Below are 20,000 nucleotides of genomic sequence, written 5' to 3'. Positions count from 1 at the left end.
CCGGGCCGCCGCGCGCCTAGGAGGCCAGCCGCGCGGCCGCGGTGTCGGCGGAGCCGACCGGTTCGGAGCCGCGCTCGGGCCGGGTGACCTCGGCCCACACCGCGTCGAGGGAGAGGCCGAGGACGTCGGCGACCGCGGCGATGGTCGGGAAGGCGGGGGTGGCCACGCGGCCGGTCTCGATCTTGCGGAGGGTCTCGGGCGAGACGCCGGCGTCGAGCGCGGTCTGGAGAATCGAGCGGTTCCCCCTGGCGCGACGCAGGAGGGCGCCGAGGCGCTGCCCGCGCTCGACCTCGTCGGGAGTGAGCGGCAGTCTGACCATGACGGCGATTGTAGTACCGGCATAGTATGGCCGGTATTGTTATTGGACCACTGAGAGGGGCGCCGCATGATCGAGATCCTGAAACCCGCCGAACTGGCCCAGGCGAAGGAGACGGGCGCCCTGGTCGGCCGCATCCTGCACACCCTGAAGGACCGCTGCGCGGTCGGCACCAACCTGCTCGACATCGACCGGTGGGCGCGCGACATGATCGTCGAGGCCGGAGCGGAGTCCTGCTACGTCGACTACGCGCCCTCCTTCGGCCGCGGGCCGTTCGGCCACTACATCTGCACGGCCGTCAACGACGCCGTGCTCCACGCGCGGCCCTACGACCGCGCGCTGGCCGACGGCGACCTGCTGACCCTCGACCTCGCCGTCTCCAAGGGCGGGGTCGCCGCCGACGCCGCCATCAGCTTCATCGTGGGCGAGTCGCGGCCGCCCGAGAGCGTGGCGATGATCGAGACCACCGAGCGCGCGCTGGCCGCCGGCATCGCCGCCGCCGCGCCCGGGGCCCGTGTGGGCGACATCTCCCACGCCATCGGCTCGGTCCTGCGCGAGGCGGGCTACCCGGTCAACACCGAGTTCGGCGGCCACGGCATCGGGTCGACCATGCACCAGGAGCCGCACATCTCCAACACCGGGCGGCCCGGCCGCGGCTACCGGCTGCGCCCCGGGCTGCTGCTGGCGCTGGAGCCGTGGATCATGGCCGACACCGCGCAGCTGGTCACCGACGCCGACGGGTGGACCCTGCGCAGCGCGACGGGCTGCCGCACCGCGCACAGCGAGCACACCATCGCCATCACCGACGACGGCGCCGAGATCCTCACCCTGCCGAGCCGGGTGCGGTCGTGACACCGGGGCCGCGCCCGCGGGGCCGCCCCCGCGGTCAGGGCGCGGCCCCCGCCCCGTCGCCGGCCGGGCCGGCGGCCCCCTCCGGCCCCCGCTCCGAAGGCCGCCGGCGCGCGGACCCGGGCGGGGCCTCGGGGCCCTCCGGGTTCTCCACACCGAGGGCCGACAGGGCGGCCGTCAGCACCGCCGGGCGCAGCTCCCGGGGGTCGGCGTCGCCGAAGAACACCAGGCAGTCCGACAGTCCGCCGATGGCGGTGACCGCGCGGCTCTGCGCGGTGAGGTCGGCGTCGGGCCCGGCCAGCAGGGCGATGAGCCGCCGCCGCCAGTCCATGACCCGCGCGCCCAGGTCCAGGTACGACAGCGTCGCCAGCTCGCGGGCGACCAGGGCGGTCACCCGGCGGTGGCGGCAGCTGGCGTCGAAGTAGCCGCCCAGCAGCGCGCGGGGGTCGGTGGCACCGGCGGCCTCGTCGCGGGAGATCAGCTCCTCGATCTCGTCGATCAGCGGCTGGACCAGGCTGCGCACCAGCTCCTCGCGCGAGGGGAAGTGGTAGTACAGCGCGGGCTTGGTCAGCCCCAGCCGCTCGGCGATCTCCCGCAGGCTCGTCCGCTGCACCCCCTGCTCGCTGAACAGGTCCAGGGCGGCGGCCTGGATCCGCTCGCGGGTCTCGCTGCTGCGCGCTCGTGGCACCTGGGCGGTCCTCCTCGGTCGTCTTGACGCATTGAGCGTAGTGCGCCCCCAGCGGGGGCGGATTCTTTTACCTACCGGAAAGTAAACCATTGACGGAGGTCTTCGCCGCCGTTTACGTTTACCTTCCGGTAAGTAAACAACGAGGAGGACACCGTGGGGCTGACCGTGCTGATCTCCGGGGCCAGCGTGGCCGGGCCGGTCCTGGCCTACTGGCTGCGCCGCCGCGGCCACAACCCGGTCGTGGTCGAGCGCACGCCCGAACTCCGCATGGGCACCGGCGGCCACGCCGTGGACCTGTTCGAGCCGGCCGTGGAGATCGCCGAGCGCATGGGCGTGCTCGACGAGGTCCGCGCGGCCGCCACCGGCACCGCGCGGCTCACCCTGGAGCGGCCCGGCCGCCGCCCGGTCGAGGTCGACCTGGGCGGGCTCGCCGCGGAGTCCGCCGACCGCCACGTCGAGGTGCTGCGCGGCGAACTGGCCCGCATCCTGCACGCCGCGACGCGCGACGACGTCGAGTACGTGTTCGGCGACTCCATCAGCGCGCTGCGCGAGGACCCCGGCGGCGTCGAGGTCGCCTTCGAGCACGCCGCGCCGCGCCGGTTCGACCTGGTGGTGGGGGCCGACGGCCTGCACTCCCAGGTGCGCCGGCTGGTGTTCGGCCCGGAGGAGCGCCACCGGCACTTCCTCGGCGGCTACCTCAGCGCCTTCACCGTGCCCAACCACCTCGGCCTCAGCGGGCGCATGGTGGTGTACAACGCCGTCGACCGGCTGGTGGGGCTCTACCCCGTCTGGCAGACCGGCGACGCCCGCGCGGTCTTCCTCCGCCGCCACGCCGAGGTGCCGTTCGACCACCGCGACACCGAGGCGCAGCTGCGCCTGCTGCGGGAGATGTTCGCCGACGACGGCTGGCAGGTGCCCCGCCTGCTGGAGGAGGCCGGCGGCGCCGCCGACTTCTACTTCGACTCCATCAGCCAGATCCGCATGGCGGAGTGGTGGCGCGGCCGCACCGCGCTGGTGGGCGACGCCGGGTACGCGCCCGGCCCGGCCGTGGGCGGCGGCACCACGGTGGCGTTCGTCGCCGCCTACGTGCTGGCCGGCCACCTCGCGGCGGCGGAGGGCGACCACCGCGCCGCCTTCGCCGGCTACACCGCCGAGATCGGCGACTACGTGGCCCGCAGCCGCGGGTTCGGCCCCCGGGCGATGCGCACCCTGGTGCCCCGCTCGCCCTTGGAGGTCCGCCTGGCCGGGTGGATGCTGAGCGCCCTGCCCCGCCTGCCCGCCGCCGTGAGCGCGCGCCTTCTGGGCGGCGAGAACCGGGTCTCCACCCAGCTGGCCCGCTTCCCCGTGCGCGAGTACCCGGTGGCCCCGCCCGCGGGCCCCTGATGGGAGGCGGGGCGGCGGCCGCCCGCCGGCGCCGCGCACCCCGCGACGCACGCGGCGGCCCCGGGGTCCGGGGCCGCCGTGGGGCGTAGGGAGCTGACCGGCGCTGGGCCGGGTGCCGCGCGGGCTACCGGGTCTTCGCCGCCTCCCGCGGGCTCGGCGTCCAGTCGGCCGCCGCGCGCACGGCCACGCCGGCGGCCTCGGCGATCTCGGCGGGGGTGGGCTCGGCCGGCTCGGCCTCGGGGTCGTAGTGGAGTTCGGCGACGTCACCGACGATCCGCACCTTCGACTCGTGCAGATCGGCGATGTCCTCCTGGCTCCACCCCGCCACCCGGTCGCGGAACCCCGAGCGGACGCCCAGGCGCGGTCCCCGCTTCTCGCGCGCGGCGAACCCCTCGATCACCTGCGACCGCAGCCGGCGGGCCGAAGGCCGGTCCATGCCCGCGTCCACGAGGTTGCCGTTGACCGACCGCAGCACCTCGGCCTCGGGCGCCGTCACCCCGCTGTGCACGGTGGTGGCGGTGTCGGGCGCGGGCAGTCCCGACGTGTCGCCCAGCTGGACCGCCTCCAGGAAGCGGTGCCAGAGCCGGTCGGCGGGCGAGCCCGGGTTGGTGATGAGGGTCACCCGGTCGGGGCCCACGATCCCGGCCCACCGCTGCGCGAGCCTGCCCAGCGCGAAGGCCCGCCACAGGTGGGTCCTGGGGTCCTCCTCCAGCTCCGCCCATCCCCGGTCGCGCTGCTGGGCGAGCTGGCGCAGATAGCGGTCGTAGCTGGTGGCGTGGCCGTTGCGGACGTGCTGCTGCCACACCGACGGCAGCAGCCGGCCCAGCCCGCGCCCGGTGATGAACACGTCGGTGTTCTCCGGCACCCCGAACTCCTCGACGGTGCGCCGCGCGGCGTCGGCGCGCACGACCGACAGCGCCTCGGCCGACACGACCGCGGTGCCCGACCAGTCGCGCACCTGCTTGCGCAGACTGGCCCACCAGGCCTTCTCCTTGGCGGCCCGCTCCTCGCTCACCCACGGGTACTCGGTGCCCAGCAGGCCGTAGGTGGCGGTCTCGTGGTGGTTGAGCCGCCCGCCCTCGGAGCGCATGCGGGGCGGAACCGGGTACAGGACGTTGATCGCGGCCAGTTCGCGCGTGCGGTCCTGCATCATCTGCTGCAGATACGTCGTTCCGGATTTCTGCACACCTATGTGCAGGACAAGCCGCTGTGCCACGGGCTACTCCCATTCCTCGAACTTGCGCGCGCAGAAGCTACCGCCGGGAGGCGATCGGCGGACGAACGCCAGGGGTACACCGGGGTGGGGCCGGCGCGGCGCCGGCCGCCGGTACGCGGACCGGCCGGTTCCGCGTCAGGCCCGCCAGGGGTGCGGTGCTGCGGCGCCTTCACCGAAATTGTCACACGCCACTCCTACGATGGCGATGCCTCCGTTGCCTGGAGGTAAGGCGTATGAGCAGATGCCGGACACCGGGGCCGGTCCGCGTGGAACGGGCCGGCCCCGCCCCGGCGCTCCGCCGCCGCGCGCCCGCGGGCTCCGGTCCGCGCCCCGCCCTCGGCGAGACGACTCCCACCCGCGCGGCTAACCGGTGGCACCGCGTGGGAAACCGGCCCGGCCCGTGCGCGCCGCCGCGCATACCCCGCCGCCCGCGTGGTAGCGGACCCGGTGGAGGACGGACCGCCCGGTCGCCGCGCCGGGCGCGAGTGCCATCGGCACGCAGAGCAGAGCAGTACGCAGACCAGTACGCACGCGCGACGGACTGGAGGGCGACATGCAGCACGACGCGTTCATCGGACAGGTGCAGGCCCGCGCCCGCCTGGACAGCCGCGGGGCCGCCGAGGCGTTCACCCGCGCCACGCTGGAGACGGTCGCCGAGCGGATCAACCCCGACCTCGCCGACGACCTCGCCGCGCAGCTCCCGCAGGAGATCGGCGAGAACGTGCGCCGCGTCACCGACCAGTACGACCCCACCGAGCGCTTCGGCCAGGACGAGTTCGTCGACCGGGTCGCCGTACGCGCCCACGCCGACCGCTCGCAGGCGTCCTTCGCCGCCCGCGCGGTCTTCGAGGTGCTGGACGACGCCACCACCAACGTGATGCCCAAGGTGCGCGGCGGACTGCCCGAGGACCTGCGGCGGTTCACGCTCGCGGGCAGCAGCGGCGGCACCTGAGCCCGCCCCCCGGCGGCGCCCGGGGGACGGCGGCGCGGCGGTGCGACAGCGGGCCGCCGCGCCCGCGCGCCCGCCGCCCGCGCGGCGTCGGGCCCCGGACCGCCGGCCCCGACCCCGGCCGGGCCCCGGCCGGGGGCCGACCACGCCAGCCGACCACACCGAGGAGAGCCGTGCCGCGCATCGGGTACTTCCTGTCGACCGAGCAGCATCCGCCCCGCGAACTCGTCCGCCAGGCGCGCATGGCCCACGAGGCCGGGTTCGACGGGCTCTGGATCTCCGACCACTACCATCCCTGGCTGGACCGGCAGGGCCAGGCGTCGTTCGTCTGGTCGGTGATCGGCGCCATCGGCGAGGCCGTCCCGCTGCCGGTGACCACCGCCGTCACCTGCCCCATCAGGCGGATCCACCCCGCGATCGTGGCGCAGGCCGCGGCCACCACCGGCGCCCTGCTGCCCGGCGGCTTCGCGCTGGGCGTGGGCACCGGCGAGGCGCTCAACGAGCACATCTTCGGCGACCCCTGGCCCTCGGCGCCCGAGCGGCTGGCGATGCTCGAAGAGGCTGTCGGGCTGATGCGCGAGCTGTGGACCGGTCGGCTGGTCTCGCGCAGAGGGACCTACTACACCGTGGACGGCGCCCGGATCTACACGCTGCCGGAGCGGCCGCCGCGGGTGCTGATGTCGGCCTTCGGTCCCAAGGCCGCCGACACGGCGGGCCGGATCGCGGACGGGCTCATCGTCATGGGGCCCGCCGAGGACACCGTGCGCGAGTTCCGCGCGAGCGGGGGCGAGGGCAAGCCCGTCCAGGGCGGCCTGCACGTCTGCTGGGGGCCCGACGCCGCGCGGGCGCGGGCGCTGGCCCGGCGGCAGTGGCCCAACGACGCCCTCCCCGGGGAGACCTCGCAGATCCTGCCGCTGCCCCGGCATTTCCGCCAGGTCACCGATGAGCTGATCACCGAGGAGCGGGTCGCCGCGCAGGTGCCGTGCGGGCCCGACCCCGAGGCGCACCTGGCCGCGATCCGCCCGTACTACGAGGCGGGCGCCGACGAGGTCTATGTCAGCCAGATCGGCCCGGACCAGGACGGCTTCTTCCGGTTCTACGCCGACGAGGTGATCCCGCGCGTCCGCGCGGACCGCCGCTAGCCGCGCCCGCGCCGCCCGGGGCGCCGGTTGAGCCGTTCTGAGCCCGCGTCCGCCCCACGCGCGCCCGCCGCACCGCCTTCGCCGCATCGCCGTGCCCGCGGGCACCCCGGCCCGGCCGCCGCACCCGGTGGCCGGGCCGGTGCCGTGCGGGGCGTCGGCCCTGGCCGCGGCCGGGATCGCGGTCCGACAGGCGCGGAAAAATCGGGGGCGCGGATGTTTATCCGCGCGGAAGGTCGGCAACAAAGTTGAGTGTCGACGCATCAGGTTTGCTGAGCAAACAGGAGGTGACCATGATGCTGATGCGTACCGACCCCTTCCGGGAGTTCGACCGCCTCGCCCAGCGGCTCCTCGACGACACCGCCGGCCGACCGGCGGCCATGCCGATGGACGCCTACCGCGAGGGCGACACCTTCGTCGTCTCCTTCGACCTCCCGGGTGTCCGCGCCGATTCCATCGACCTGGAGGTCGAGCGCAACGTGCTGACCGTCCGCGCCGAGCGCCCCGGTCCCGCCGACTCCCAGGGCCGCGACACGGTGGTCACCGAGCGCCCCTACGGATCCTTCTCCCGGCAGCTCTTCCTGGGCGAGACGCTCGACACCGACAACATCGCGGCCGACTACACCGACGGCGTGCTGACGCTGCGCATCCCGGTCGCCGAACAGGCCAAGCCGCGCAAGATCAGCATCGCCGCCGGCGGCAGCGGGCAGGCGCGCCAGATCGGCGCCTGACGCCCCCGGCGCCGGCCCGGCGCGGAGCGGGCCGCTCCGCGCCGGGCACCGGTCGCCTCTGCCGGAGGGCGGCGCCCGCGCGGCGCCGCCCTCCGGCGTGTCCGCCCCGCCCCCGCGCGCGGGGGCGGGAGGAGGGGACCGGGAGATGGGTGGGCGTCCTCACAGCCGGCCCGCGCGTGGCGTGCCGCCCCCGGCGCCGCCGCATTGCCACGATGGGGTCCGGTGCGCGGAGGACCGGCTCGGCGCACCGCCACGCACCCGGAGACGACGAAAGGCGCGCGATGCGACTCGACCTCAGCGGCAGGACGGCACTGGTCACCGGCTCCACCCAGGGGATCGGCGAGGCGATCGCCAGCGGCCTGGCCCGCTCGGGCGCCCGCGTGGGGGTCAACGGCCGCACGGCCGCCCGGGTCGAGGAGGCCGTGGCGCGGCTGCGCGCCGAGGTCCCCGGCGCCGAGGTGGTGGCCGTGGCGGCCGACGTCGCCACCGAGGACGGCGCCGCGCAGGCGGTCGCGGCCCTGCCCGAGGCGGACATCCTCGTCAACAACCTCGGCGTCTTCGGCTCCGCGCCCGCTCTGGAGATCTCCGACGACGAGTGGCGGCGCTACTTCGAGGTCAACGTCCTGGCGGGCGTGCGGCTGACCCGGGCCTACCTGCCGGGCATGATGGAGCGCGGCTTCGGGCGGGTGCAGTTCATCGCCAGCGACTCCGCCGTGGTCATCCCCGCCGAGATGATCCACTACGGCATGTCCAAGACGGCGCTGCTCGCGGTGGCGCGCGGCTTCGCCAAGGAGGCCGCGGGCACCGGGGTCACGGTGAACTCGGTCATCGCGGGGCCCACGCACACCGGCGGGGTCGAGGACTTCGTCTACCAGTTGGTCGACCGCGACCTGCCGTGGGAGGAGGCCCAGCGCGCCTTCATGCGCGAGCACCGGCCGCAGTCGCTGCTGGGCCGGCTGATCGAGCCCGAGGAGATCGCCAACATGGTGGTCTACCTCAGCTCCGCGCAGGCCGCGGCCACCACGGGGGCGGCCGTCCGGGTCGACGGCGGCTACGTCGACTCCATCCTCCCCTAGGCGGGCGCGCCGGCGTCCGCGTCGCGCGCCGCCGGGGGCGGTGCTGGCCTCGCGGCGGCGGGCCGGGCAGCCTTGGGGGCATGACTTCGCAACACACCGACCGGCCCGCCGTCATGCGCGCCGTCTCCCAGGACCGCTTCGGCGGTCCCGAGGTCCTGCGGCTGACCGAGCGCCCGGTCCCCGAACCCGGCCCCTCCCAGGTCCTGGTGCGCGTGCACGCCGCCGGCCTCAACCCCACCGACTGGAAGCACCGCTCCGGCCGCCGGTTCCTCGGCGACCCGCCCTATGTGCTGGGCTGGGACGTCTCCGGCGTCGTGGAGCGCGTGGGGATCGGCGTGACCCTGTTCGAACCCGGCGACGAGGTCTTCGGCATGCTGCCCTACCCGCACGGCGCCGGCTCCTTCGCCGACTACGTCACCGCGCCCACGCGCGCCCTGGTCCGCAAGCCCGCCGGCATCGGGCACGTCGAGGCCGCCGGCGTGCCGCTGGCCGCGCTGACCGCCTGGCAGGCGCTCGTCGACACCGCCGGACTCGCCGAGGGCCAGCGGGTGCTCGTCCACGCGGCCGCCGGGGGCGTGGGCCACCTGGCCGTGCAGATCGCCGTGGCCCGCGGCGCCCGCGTGGTCGGCACCGCCAGCGAAGGCAAGCACGAGTTCGTGCTCGGCCTGGGCGCCGAGGAGGTGATCGACTACCGCGCGGTGGACTTCGCGGCCGAACTGGACGGGCTCGACGTCGTGCTGGACACCGTGGGCGGCGACTACGGGGTGCGGTCGCTGGACACGCTGCGCCCGGGCGGCACCCTGGTCACGACCCTGCCCGTCGGGCAGGAGGAGGCGATCGCCCGGGCCCGCGAGCGGGGCATGCGGGCGGCGGCCATGCTCGTGGAGCACGACCACGCCGGGATGTCGGCCGTGGCGGACCTGGTGTCGCGTGGCCTGCTCAAGGCGCACATCAGCGAGGTGTTCCCGCTCAGCCGGATCGCCGACGCGCACCGCGCGGGGGAGACCGGCCACACCACCGGAAAGATCGTCGTGGACGTGGCCGGCGGCTGAGGCCCTGCCATCGCCGGAGGCCGCCGTACCCGGAACGCGTGCCGGGTCGGCGGCCGCCGTACCCGGCGCCCACCCGTCCGGCGGGCCGCTGGGGCGGGATCGGCCGGGCCGGATCCGCAGACCCGGATCGATCGAGCCGGAGCCGTCGAGCCGGATTGGCCGGTCCCGGGCCTGTCCCGCCGTGCCCGGTCCCGTCGCGTCGGATCGGCCGAGGGATTCCGTGGAGCCGCGGGTGCGCCGCCCGCGCCCGCGCGCGGGCGGAGGCTAGGGTGGGCGGCGATGAGGCTGCTGATCATCTCCGACACCCACATCCCGCGCCGCGCCCGCACGCTGCCCGACCAGGTGCTGGCCGAGGTCGAGCGCGCCGACGTGGTGGTGCACGCCGGGGACTGGTGCGACCTGGACTCGTTCACCGACCTCCAGGCCCGCGCCCGCCGACTGATCGGCGTCCACGGCAACAACGACGGTCCCGACCTGCGCGCCCGCCTGCCCGAGGTCGCCCGCGCGGAGGTGGAGGGCGTGCGGCTGGCCGTGGTCCACGAGACCGGTCCGGCCGCGGGCCGGGAGAAGCGCATGGCCGAGCGGTTCGGCGACGTCGACGTGCTGGTCTTCGGCCACTCCCATATCCCGTGGGACACCACCGCGCCCACCGGTCTGCGGCTGCTCAATCCCGGATCGCCTACCGACCGCCGCCGCCAGCCGCACCACACCTACCTCACCGCCACGGCCGCCGACGGCCGACTGCGCGACGTGCGCCTCCATCGGGTCGACCGCCGATGACCCCGCTCGGGCGGGGCGGGGTGCGTCCTCCGTCACAACGGGTTGACCTCAACATGAGTTGAGGTTGCAGGCTCGTGGTCGGACGCGCCCGCGCCGGGCGCCGGTGGAGGCGAGGAGAGCCGACATGCGTGCTGTGGTCGTGGAGGAGTACGGCGGGCCCGAGGTGCTGCGGGTGCGCGAGGTGCCCGAACCCCGGCCCGGGTCCGGCGAGGTGGTCGTGGCCGTGGTGGTCGCGCCGATCGATTTCGTGCAGACGCAGCTGCGGCGCGGGGTCACGCCCGGCCCGCCGCTGCCCGCGGTGCCCTACACCCCCGGCAGCGGGGTGGCCGGGCGGGTGCTGGCGGTTGGGGAGGGGGTGTCCGCCGACCTGGTGGGCACCCGCGTGTTGGGCCGCACCCCCGGGGTGGGCGGTGCCAACGCCGAGCGCGCCGTGGCCGCGGCGGCGTCGCTGATCCCCATCCCCGACGGCGTGTCGTTCGCCGATGCCGCCGCCCTGCAGAGCGACGGCAGCACGGCGATCGGCCTGGTCGAGGGCGCGGGCGTCCGTCCGGGCGAGTACGTGCTGGTGGAGGCCGCGGCGGGCGGGCTGGGCAGCCTGCTGGTGCAGCTGTCCCGCGCGGCCGGCGCGCGGGTGGTCGGCGCGGCGCGCGGCGAGGCCAAGCTGGCGGCCGTGCGCAAGCTGGGCGCGGAGGCGGTGGTCGACTACTCGCTGCCGGGCTGGACGGAGGAGGCCCGCGCGGCCACGGGCGGAGCGGGGTTCGACCTGGTCTTCGACGGGGTCGGCGGAGAGATCGGCCGCGCGGCGCTCGGCCTGGTCGCGCGGGGCGGCCGCTTGTCCGTGCACGGCGCCTCCAGCGGAGCCGCCACCGAGGTCGCGCCGGAGGAGGCCGCCGAACGGGGCGTGACGGTCCTGCCGCTGTCGCAGCTCTTCGGCTTCGGCGCCGGCGCCCACGAGTGGACCCGGCGGGCCCTGGAGGAGGCCGCGGCCGGGCGGCTGACCCCGCTGATCGGCGCCACCCTCCCCCTGGAACAAGCGGCCGAGGCCCACGCCGCGATGGAGGCCCGAGCGGTGGTCGGCAAGACCCTGCTGATCGTCGACGAGGCTGCCGCGCCCGCCTAGACGAGCGGAAGACCCCACCAGGGGCGGTTCCGGGGCGGCGGCGCCCATCGGTTCTGGGGGTGGGTGGTGGGGGTGGTGTCGGGGGCGGCGAGGGCGGGCGGGGGTTCGGCCCGCGCCCACCGGTCCTCGGGGCGGATGGCTGAGGAGGCGACGGCGGGCGGTCGCCGGAGCTGTACATCCGTTCGTGCGGCGGCCGAATGGCTGGTGGTCGGCAGGGGCAGGGGCGGCCCAAGTGGGCGCGTGGCCGGAGCCACCCGGCCGTTGGGCGCTGAAGCTTCCAATGGACGGGTGACGGAGACGGAATCCGCACATCGTCGGCATTCGGAGTGATGTTTCGTGATGGATTGCCCGTTTCGTCCCCCCGAAAGGAGGTGGAGGGGGCCACTGAGGGGCGCCGTGAACGCCAGGGTGACCACATGGTGAGACGGCAGGGTGCGGCGCCGTGGCCATATGCCCGCGATGCCCGTTTCTTGGGGCGGCGATCTCGCACTGGCGGTCATAGGGGCGACCGGGGATGCCAGGTCGTCGTGAAAGGCCCGGTTTTCGTCTCGCCCTGTGAGATCGCAGGGGGTTCGTGCTCCCTTATGTCCGGTTCGGGGCTCCGGCGGGCACGCCGCCGCGCACTCGTGGCGGTACCGGCGGGCGCAGGACCTGGCCCTGCCGCTGCCCCCGCCACTGGAGCCGCGAAGGGCCGCCGCCTTCCGGGGCCGGGCGCGCCCGCCGGGCCGTCCGGTTGCCTTGGTGCCGCATCGCTCACCGCAGCCACCCGCCCGCCCGCATCACGGAAGACGCTGACCCGCATCTCCGGCCGCCCTCCCCGCCCCGTCGCCTCCCCCACCCCTGACCCCCGGGCCGGTGGCCGCCGCCCTGGCCACCGGCCGCCCTCGCCGCCGCCCCGGCCATCCGCCCCGATCGGCGGTGGTCGCGGGCCTGGGCCCTGCTTGCCCCCTGCCCTTGTCGCCGCCTGGGCCATCCGCCTCGCAGCTCGGAAACCGCTGACCCGCAGCATCGGCCGCCCTCGACGCCCCGCCGCCCCCGCACCCCTGACCCCGGACCGGTGGCCGCTCGGCCCAACCGTCCGCCGTCCTCTCTTGGGCGGTCCCCGCGCTCGACCCCTGTGCGGGGGCGGCGGCATACTGGCCCCGATCGTGGACAGCGGGCGGGTGCCGCAGTGGCTCCGGCCGCCCGGAGGCGCGGACGGGACGGGGTGGGCCATGACGGCGGCCGACGCGCCGACGGTGATCGGCGACGCGCGCTGGCCCGGCACCCTGCGCCCCTACCAGCGCGACGTGCTGGAGCGCCTGCGCAACCGGTTCGCCTCCGGCGAGCCGCGTGCGTGGGTGGTGCTGCCGCCCGGTGCCGGAAAGACCCTGGTCGGGCTGGAGGCCGCGCGTGAACTCGGCGCCCGCACCGTGGTGCTCGTGCCCAATACCGCCATCCAGGGCCAGTGGGTCGCCGAGTGGGAGCGCTTCGAGCGCCCCGGCGGCGCTCGTGCCGGGACCTCGCGCGAGCTGACGGACGCGGTCAACGTGCTGACCTACCAGTCCCTGGCGGTGTTCGACCCGGACGCCGACGCCGACGCGGGAACCGACTCCCGGACCACCACCCACCCCGATAGTCGGACCGACACCCAGCCCGAAACTGAGACCGATGCTCGGTCCGACGTCCCACCCGGCACCCCACCCGTCCCCCAGAGCCCTGGACGGCGCCTGCTCGGCCGGCTGCACCCCAACGGGGCCGCCCTGGTGGAGGCCCTGCGCGGTGCCGGGCCGCTGACGATCGTCCTCGACGAGTGCCACCACCTGCTCCAGGTCTGGGGGCGGCTGCTCGCCGAGATCCTGGCAGAGCTGGACGCGCGGGCGCACGTCATCGGCCTCACCGGTACCCCGCCCACCACGCTCACCCGCACCGAGTCCGCGCTGGTCACCGGCCTGTTCGGGGCGCCCGTGCACGGCGCCTCCATCCCCGCGCTGGTGCGCGACGGCTACCTCGCCCCCTTCGCCGAGCTGGCCTGGCTGGCCGCCCCCACCGCCGTGGAGCGCGACTACCTCGCCGAGAACGGCCTGCGCTTCAGCGAGCTGTGCACCGACCTGCTCGCCCCCGGGTTCGCCGAGCCCGACTTCCGCTCCTGGCTGCACACCCGCTTCGTGGAGGGCGTGGACCCCGACACCGGCGAGCGGCGGTCCTGGCCGGAGTCGGCGGCGGCCGAGCCCGACCTCGCCGACGCGCTGCTGCGCCTGCACCACGCCGGCCACGTGCCGCCGCCCGAGGGCGCGCGCCTCCATGAGCGGCACCGCACCGCCCCGAGCGTGGCCGACTGGATGGCGCTGCTCAACGACTACGCCCGCCGCCACCTCCTGCCCGGACCGGGCCGCCCCGCCGCCAACGCCGAGGCGTTCGAGCGCGTCCGCGCCGCGCTGCCCGCCGTCGGCTACCAGCTCACCCGGCGCGGCGTGCGCACCGGCCGGTCGCCGGTGGACCGGGTGCTGGCGCGCAGCGCGGCCAAGGCGCGGGCCACCGTCGAGATCGCGGCGGTGGAGTCGGCCGCCATGGGCGATGAACTGCGCGCCCTGGTGCTGTGCGACCACGAGCGCGAGGGCGCCCGCCCCTCCGCACGGCTGCGCGGCGTGCTCGCCGACGAGGCCGGCTCGGCCTGGGAGTGCCTGGTGCTGCTGGGCGAGGACGTGCGCACCCGGCCGCTGCGCCCGATGCTGGTGACCGGGCGCACCGTCGCCACGACCGCCGAGGTCGCCGCCGACTTCATCGCCTGGGTGCGCCGGCGCCGCCCCGGTCTGGAGTTGGCCGCCGTCAGCGGCGGCGCCGACACCGTCCTGGGCATCGGCGCCCGCGAGGCGGACCTGGTGCGCGTGGAGGGGGAGTGGGGGTCGCGCACCTGGGTCCGGCTGGCCACCGCCTACTTCACCGAGGGCGGCTGCCAGGTGCTCGTGGGCACGCGCGGCATGCTCGGCGAGGGCTGGGACGCGCCCGCCGTGAACACCGTGATCGACCTGACCACCGCCACCACCCCCACGGCGGTGGTGCAGGGGCGCGGGCGCGCGCTGCGGCTCGATCCCGAGCGCCCCGGCAAGACCGCCCACACCTGGACGGTGGTGTGCGTGAGCCCCGACCACCCGCAGGGCGCCGGGGACTGGGAGCGGTTCGTCCGCAAGCACGAGGGCTACCTGGCGGTGGACCCCGAGGGCGAGGTGATGAACGGCGTCGCCCACGTGGATCCGACGTTCTCGCCGTTCCACCCGCCGCCCGCCGAGGCGTTCGACGCCGTCAACGCCCGCATGCTCGCGCGCGCCGAGGACCGCCTCGGCACCCGCGAGCGCTGGCGCGTGGGCACCCCCTACCGCGACGAGGTGCTGCCGACCCTGCGGGTGTCGCCGCTGCCGGGCGCGGCGCCGGAGTGGACCCGCTCCGTGCCCGAGGACGCCGAGGTCCGGCCGCCGGGCGCCGTTCCCGCGCAGTGGGGGATCGCCATGCGCGACGCCGACCCCGCCGACCGCCCCTCGCAGGCGCCCACCCCCGCCTCGGCGGTCCTGGGCGCGCTGGCCGCCGCCTGCGTCGCGCTGTTCTGCCTGGCGCTGGGCCTGATCACCGGGGCGGTGGTGGCCGCACCGGCCGCGCTGGCGGCCGTGGAGCGGCTCGTCGTGCGCCGCGCGCGCCTGGCCGCGGCGACGCGGCTGGTGCGGGAGGCCGCCCGGCCGCCCGGCGTGGTGGCGTTCGCCCGCGCCGTGGCCGACGCGCTCGCCGCCACCGGGCAGTCCGAGGCGGGCGCCGAGGGCGTGCGGCTGCACGTCGACCGCGACGGCAGCTACCGCGTGACCCTCACCGGGGCCGGGCCCGAGGCGGCCGAGCGCTTCCGGGCGGCCCTGGACGAGGTGCTGTCGCCGGTCACCGGCACCCCGCGCCGTCTGATCGCGCGCTATGAGGTGGCGCCGGAGGGCCACCCGGGCGGCGAGCGCGGCCTGGCCGCCGCCTGGCTGCGCTACGAGGCGCCCTACAACCGGGTGGCCGCGCACGCGGTTCCGGCGGTCTTCGCCCGCGACCACGCCCGCCTGGCGGCGTTCGAGCAGGCGTGGCGGCGCTGGGTGTCGGCCGGGGTGTCGGTGTCGGGGGCCCTGGCCGCCCAAGCCCCGGCCCTGCGGGCGGAACCCGGCGCGGCGACACCCGTTCCGGTGGCCACCACCAGCCGCCTGACCTGGTGGTGAGCCGGCCTGCGCTTACGGCCGGACGGCCCGGGCGGCCCAAACCCAGGCGGGACCCGGGCCGCCCGGGCCGCCCGGATCCCGCCGGGGCCGGGCGGTTCGAACGGCCGCCCGGAGGGCTCAGCGCCGGGCCCGGCCGGGTTGGGCCTCGCGACGGTCCATCGGGAATTCCCGGCCGCCGGTAGCCAGCGGAGCTCGTGCGCGCGCCCTGGCGCCCCCTGGCGTCCCCGGCGGGCCGGCTCGCCGGGGGACGTTCGTTCCGGGGGCGCGGTGCGGTAAGGGCGGGCCGAGCCCCTGCGCGGGCCCGCGCCCGCGCCCCACCGCCGGGCGCCGGGTGACCTCCGTCGGCGGTCTCCGGCGGGTGGGCCGGCCGGGGCCCCGCCCGGGGCCGCGCGGTGCGAGCGGTGAGGGCGGGCACCATCCGCCCGCCGCGCGAGGCCCTGGCGGACGGCCCTCTCCGGACTAGCCGAAGGTGTAGGGGGTCAGGTACTCCGGGATGACGACCTTGGTGCCCGGCGCGACCTCCTCGACCTTGGCCGCGAACTCCTCGGGGCCCATGGCCTCGCCGGTGGCGTCCACCGGCGGGTTCTTCAGCGGCACCTCGAAGTCGTCCCAGTGCACCGGCACGACGGTGGGCGGCTTGCCCAGCGCGCGGATCAGCCGGGGGACGTAGTCGTGGGTGGCCGAACTGGAGGGCAGCGCGATCATCGCGACGTCGGGTGTCAGGCCCGCGACGCTGCGCTCGGCGAAGTCGCTGGCGCCCATGAAGAAGATCGAGGGGCCGCCCTTGACCCGCACCTGGAAGCACAGGGTGTCGCCCTCGGGCAGGTCGGCGATCGTGGCCGGTTCGGTCGCGGGCGGCGCGGAGACCGAGCCGGGAAACGCCATGGAGTAGTTGCCGTTGCGGCTGTGCAGAGAGGGCACGACCTCCACCACGAACTCGGGGAAGTCGAAGACCTCGCCGCCCTTGACCGCGCTGAGCTGGGCGGTGTCGACCTTCATGGCCTGGGCCAGGTGCGCCGTGGTGGAGGTGCCCACCACCCGCGCGCCGGTGCTCTTGGCGATGTAGGGCACGTCGTTGAAGTGGTCCCAGTGGGAGTGGGTGACCAGGATCAGCGACGGGTCGCCCATGTGCCGGTCGACCACGTCCTTGCGCACCTTGAGCCCCGTCGTGGGGTCGAACTTCCCGGTGAACAGGCCGGTGGGGTAGCGGGACAGGTAGGGGTCGACCAGCAGGGTGGCGCCCGCTGCCTCCAGGCGCCAGCCCGAGGTGCCCAGCCAGCGCAGCCGGGCGGTGGTGCTGTGCCGGCGGGCGCGCGGCGCGGGCGCGGGCGCGGTGTCGGCGGCGGCCGCGGCGGTTCCGGCGGCCCCGGCGCCCAGCAGCGAGGCCAGGGCGGTCCCGGCCCCGGCGGTGCGCAGGAAGCGTCGGCGGTCCAGTGCGGACATGGATCTCCCCCAGTCGGTTCGGTGGCGGGTGGCGCGGTCCGGCGGTGCGGTGGCCGCGCGGGGACGACCCAACCAGCGCGGCGGCCGCCGCGTCCAAGACCGGACGCCCGCACCTCTCATACGCGGACGCGTATGAGACCTGGCGGCGGCCGCCGCCGACCGGGGGAGAGGGCGCGAAAACCGCCCGGCGTCACGCCGCGGGCGCGCGGCCGGACACCGAGCGCAGCTCCTCCACCGCCGTGCGCGCGGCCCGGCCGATGGCCAGGTCCACGTCCAGGCGGCGGGCGTCGGACTTGACGGTGGGGGTGGCGGCGAACACCGCGACCGCGTACCGGCCGCCGTCGGGGTACTCGGCGACCCCGGCCTCCATGTGCAGGCCGGGCAGCGTGCCGGTCTTGGCCGACACCCGCACCGCCGGGGGGAACCCCGAGGCGATGCGGGTCCAGAAGATCTGCTGGGCCAGGAAGCCGCGCACCGCCGCGCACGCCGGTGCGGGGCCCGCCGCGTCGCGCCAGACCAGCTCCAGCAGCCGCGTGATGTCGCGCGCGGTGCTGGAGGTCGTGCGGTCGGGGTCGAACACCCGCAGGCGGCGCATGCGCTCCTCGGGCAGCGTGGGGAAGACCCGGGCGAACTCGCGGTAGTCGCGCGCGCCAACGTCGGCCAGCATCATCTCCAGCACCTGCCGCGGGCCGCCGATGATCCGGGTGCGCTCCAGGCCCAGTTCGGCCGCCAGCAGCCGCACGGTGTCCAGGCCCACCCGGCGCAGCAGCACGTCGGCGGCGGTGTTGTCGCTGACCTGGATCGCGGAGTAGGCGAGGTCGCGCAGCGACATCTCGACGTCATCGGCGTAGCCGGCGGTGCCCCACCCGCCCAGCCGGTCGGCGGCGCCCACCACCACCCGCTCGGCGGGGTCGAGCTGCCCGGCGTGGGCCTGGCGGGCGAACTCCAGCACCAGCAGCACCTTGAAGATGGAGGCGATCACCACCTGGTCGTCGGCGTGCCAGGCGATCTCGCCGCCGCCGTCGAGGTCGCGGGCGTGCAGCTTCGCGGTGACTCCGGTCTCGGCGAACACCGCCGCCAACCGCTCCTGGATCGACACGCGGGCCACGCTAGCGCCTCGGCGCCGCCCACCGCCCGCCACCCGTCCTCCCACCGGGCACCGCCACCGGCCGTCGGGCACCGTCGGGCACCGCCACCGGCCGCCGGGTGCGGCGCCGGCGACCGATAGCCGAACGGCTATGGGCGCGGCTAGGCTGGGGCGCCGTGGACCTGTCCCGCCACCTGCGCCACTTCCTCGCCGTGGCCGAGGAGATGCACTTCGGCCGCGCCGCCGAGGCGCTGGGGATCGCCCAGCCGCCGCTCAGCCAGTCCATCCAGCGCCTGGAGCGGGAACTGGGGGTGGCGCTGTTCGACCGGTCGCGCCGCGCCATCGAGCTCACCCCCGCCGGCCGGCTGCTGTGCGACGAGGCCCGCGCGCTGCTGCTGCGCGAGGAGCGGCTGCGCACGGTGATGCGCAAGGCCCGCGACGGCGAGCTGGGCGCGCTGCGCGCCGGGGTGCCCGCCGACACCCCCGCGCCGGTGCTGCGGGCGCTGCTGGAGGCCCTGGCGGAGCGGGCGCCCGGCCTGGAGGTGGACCTCCAGGAGCTGACGACCGCCGAGCAGGTGCGGCTGCTGGCGGCGGCCCAGCTGGACGTTGGCCTGCTGCACCATCCGGTCGAGGCCCCCGACGTGCACCTGGGCCCCACCGCCGACATCCCGCTGGGCGCGGTGCTGGCGCGCACCTCGCCGCTGGCGCGGTCGGCCGAGGTCGCACCGGCCGACCTCGCCGGCCACGACCTGGTCGCCTTCCCCCGCGCCACCGCGCCGGGCGCCTACGACCACCTGCTGGACGCCTGCCGCGCCGCCGGTTTCAGCCCCGCCCGGGTGCGCCACGCGGGCAACCCGGAGTTCCTGCTCGGGCTGGTGCTGGCCGACCGCGGCGTGGCGCTGGAGCCCGAGGCGCTGGCGCGGCGCGAGCCCCGCGCCGCCTGGCGGCCGCTGAAGGGCCGCCCGCTGGTGCGCCGGATCGGCGCCGCCTGGCCGCGGCACGCGCCGCACCCGGCCGCGGCGCAGTTCGCGCGGGTGGCGATCGGCCTGCTGGCCCCGCCGGAGCCGCCCGCGCCGCCGATCGGCCCGGCCGAGCGCCCGTGGTCGGTCGTCTACACCCCGCCCGAGCAGGGGGCGGGCGGTGCGGGCTTCCCCTTCTGACGGCGCGGCGCGGTCGGCGGCTCAGGCCCCGTCCCGTGCGGCCTCCGGCGGCAGCCGGAACCGGAAGCCCATGCCCGGCTCGGTGGTGAAGTAGCGCGGCCGCGAGGGCACCGGCTCCAGGCGCCGCCGGATCTGGGTCATGTAGACCCGCAGGTAGTTGGTCTCCTTGACGTAGGCCGGCCCCCACACCTCGCGCAGCAGCTGTTCGTGGGTCACCAGCCGGTCGGTGTTGCGGACCAGCACCTCCACGATGCTCCACTGGCGCGGGGTCAGCCGCACGGGTTCGCCGCCGCGCGTCGCCTCCTTCGCGGTGAAGTCGATCGTGAAGTCCGGGGTGGCCACCACCCCGCCGCCCTCGGGCATGACCGCGCGGCGCATGACCGCCCGCAGCCGCGCGAACAGTTCGTCCACGGCGAAGGGCTTGGTGACGTAGTCGTCGGCGCCCAGGTCCAGGGCGCGCACCTTCGCCGCCTCGGTGTCGCGGCCCGAGAGCACCACGATGGGCACCGTGCTCCACCCGCGCAGCCCCTGCACGACCTCCAGGCCGTCCATGCCCGGCAGGCCCAGGTCGAGCACGACCACGTCGGGGTGGCGCCGCGCCGCGATCCGCAGCGCCTGGTCGCCGGTCGCCGCGAGGTCGGCGGCATACCCCCGGGCGCGCAGGTTGACCTCCAGCGCCTTGCGGATGCGCGGGTCGTCGTCGACGACCAGCACCCGCCCGGCCACGCTCATCGTGTCGTCCCCTCCTCGCGGCGCCCCCGCGCCGCACCGCGCCCCGCCCGAGCGCCCGCCCC

17 protein-coding genes are annotated in these 20,000 nt (G+C 76.3%); 11 read left to right on the top strand and 6 right to left on the bottom strand.

The features are described 5' to 3' along the window. Positions 1–16: 16 nt before the first annotated feature. Positions 17–319 carry a helix-turn-helix transcriptional regulator gene (locus HNR12_RS11095; protein ID WP_179767415.1) on the bottom strand — a complete coding sequence of 101 codons (303 nt, stop codon included), beginning with the start codon at positions 317–319 and terminating at the stop codon, positions 17–19. A 66-nt stretch (positions 320–385) separates the two neighbouring features. Here HNR12_RS11095 and map point away from each other — a divergent pair, with 66 nt between their 5' ends. Then, a complete protein-coding gene (gene map / locus HNR12_RS11090; protein WP_179767414.1) occupies positions 386–1,168 on the top strand; it encodes a type I methionyl aminopeptidase in 783 nt (260 codons plus the stop codon). A gap of 34 nt (positions 1,169–1,202) precedes the next feature. On the opposite strand, the gene HNR12_RS11085 is transcribed toward map, so the two are convergent. Continuing rightward, positions 1,203–1,853 (bottom strand): TetR/AcrR family transcriptional regulator, encoded by a 651-nt coding sequence (locus tag HNR12_RS11085; RefSeq protein ID WP_179767413.1) that lies wholly within the window; start codon positions 1,851–1,853, stop codon positions 1,203–1,205. Between the two features lie 153 nt (positions 1,854–2,006). Between HNR12_RS11085 and HNR12_RS11080 the strand changes: the two genes are divergently transcribed. Continuing rightward, a complete protein-coding gene (locus tag HNR12_RS11080; RefSeq protein WP_217782888.1) occupies positions 2,007–3,236 on the top strand; it encodes an FAD-dependent monooxygenase in 1,230 nt (409 codons plus the stop codon). A 124-nt stretch (positions 3,237–3,360) separates the two neighbouring features. On the opposite strand, the gene HNR12_RS11075 is transcribed toward HNR12_RS11080, so the two are convergent. Beyond that, complete coding sequence (locus tag HNR12_RS11075; protein ID WP_308118926.1) at positions 3,361–4,422, bottom strand: hypothetical protein; 1,062 nt, start codon at positions 4,420–4,422, stop codon at positions 3,361–3,363. Between the two features lie 583 nt (positions 4,423–5,005). On the opposite strand from HNR12_RS11075, the gene HNR12_RS11070 reads away from it, so the two are divergent. From HNR12_RS11070 to HNR12_RS11035, 8 genes are all read left to right on the top strand, one after another. Beyond that, entirely contained in the window at positions 5,006–5,404 is a 399-nt protein-coding gene (locus HNR12_RS11070) for a DUF2267 domain-containing protein (protein WP_179767411.1), read from the top strand. Positions 5,405–5,574: 170 nt separating this feature from the next. Continuing rightward, positions 5,575–6,543 (top strand): TIGR03557 family F420-dependent LLM class oxidoreductase, encoded by a 969-nt coding sequence (locus HNR12_RS11065; RefSeq protein WP_179767410.1) that lies wholly within the window; start codon positions 5,575–5,577, stop codon positions 6,541–6,543. 290 nt (positions 6,544–6,833) lie between these two features. Beyond that, positions 6,834–7,271: an Hsp20/alpha crystallin family protein gene (locus tag HNR12_RS11060; protein ID WP_274613982.1), complete on the top strand. Its 438-nt coding sequence runs from the start codon at positions 6,834–6,836 to the stop codon at positions 7,269–7,271. A gap of 281 nt (positions 7,272–7,552) precedes the next feature. Next, positions 7,553–8,347 carry an SDR family NAD(P)-dependent oxidoreductase gene (locus HNR12_RS11055; RefSeq protein WP_179767409.1) on the top strand — a complete coding sequence of 265 codons (795 nt, stop codon included), beginning with the start codon at positions 7,553–7,555 and terminating at the stop codon, positions 8,345–8,347. 80 nt (positions 8,348–8,427) lie between these two features. Beyond that, a complete protein-coding gene (locus HNR12_RS11050; RefSeq protein ID WP_246425053.1) occupies positions 8,428–9,399 on the top strand; it encodes an NADP-dependent oxidoreductase in 972 nt (323 codons plus the stop codon). Between the two features lie 279 nt (positions 9,400–9,678). Next, positions 9,679–10,179, top strand: coding sequence for a metallophosphoesterase family protein (locus HNR12_RS11045; protein WP_179767408.1), 501 nt, complete (start codon positions 9,679–9,681; stop codon positions 10,177–10,179). Positions 10,180–10,303: 124 nt separating this feature from the next. Further along, positions 10,304–11,299, top strand: coding sequence for a zinc-binding dehydrogenase (locus tag HNR12_RS11040; protein ID WP_179767407.1), 996 nt, complete (start codon positions 10,304–10,306; stop codon positions 11,297–11,299). 1,214 nt (positions 11,300–12,513) lie between these two features. Continuing rightward, the gene (locus HNR12_RS11035) at positions 12,514–15,516 is read left to right on the top strand and encodes a DEAD/DEAH box helicase family protein (protein WP_179767406.1); all 3,003 of its coding nucleotides are present in this window, start codon (positions 12,514–12,516) and stop codon (positions 15,514–15,516) included. A gap of 459 nt (positions 15,517–15,975) precedes the next feature. Here HNR12_RS11035 and HNR12_RS11030 read toward each other — a convergent pair whose 3' ends face one another. Next, a complete protein-coding gene (locus HNR12_RS11030) occupies positions 15,976–16,959 on the bottom strand; it encodes an MBL fold metallo-hydrolase (RefSeq protein WP_179767405.1) in 984 nt (327 codons plus the stop codon). Between the two features lie 190 nt (positions 16,960–17,149). Continuing rightward, positions 17,150–18,058 (bottom strand): serine hydrolase, encoded by a 909-nt coding sequence (locus tag HNR12_RS11025; protein WP_179767404.1) that lies wholly within the window; start codon positions 18,056–18,058, stop codon positions 17,150–17,152. A 164-nt stretch (positions 18,059–18,222) separates the two neighbouring features. On the opposite strand from HNR12_RS11025, the gene HNR12_RS11020 reads away from it, so the two are divergent. Further along, positions 18,223–19,206 (top strand): LysR family transcriptional regulator, encoded by a 984-nt coding sequence (locus HNR12_RS11020; protein ID WP_179767403.1) that lies wholly within the window; start codon positions 18,223–18,225, stop codon positions 19,204–19,206. Positions 19,207–19,227: 21 nt separating this feature from the next. Here the strand turns inward: HNR12_RS11020 and HNR12_RS11015 are convergent, their stop codons facing one another. Next, on the bottom strand, positions 19,228–19,938 hold the full coding sequence (locus HNR12_RS11015) for a response regulator transcription factor (protein ID WP_179767402.1): 711 nt from the start codon (positions 19,936–19,938) through the stop codon (positions 19,228–19,230). Positions 19,939–20,000 lie beyond the last annotated feature (62 nt).

This window comes from Streptomonospora nanhaiensis, assembly GCF_013410565.1.
GTDB lineage: Bacteria > Actinomycetota > Actinomycetes > Streptosporangiales > Streptosporangiaceae > Streptomonospora > Streptomonospora nanhaiensis.
The sequence above is the reverse complement of the archived record's forward strand: the minus strand, read 5'-3'. Positions and strand labels throughout refer to the sequence as shown.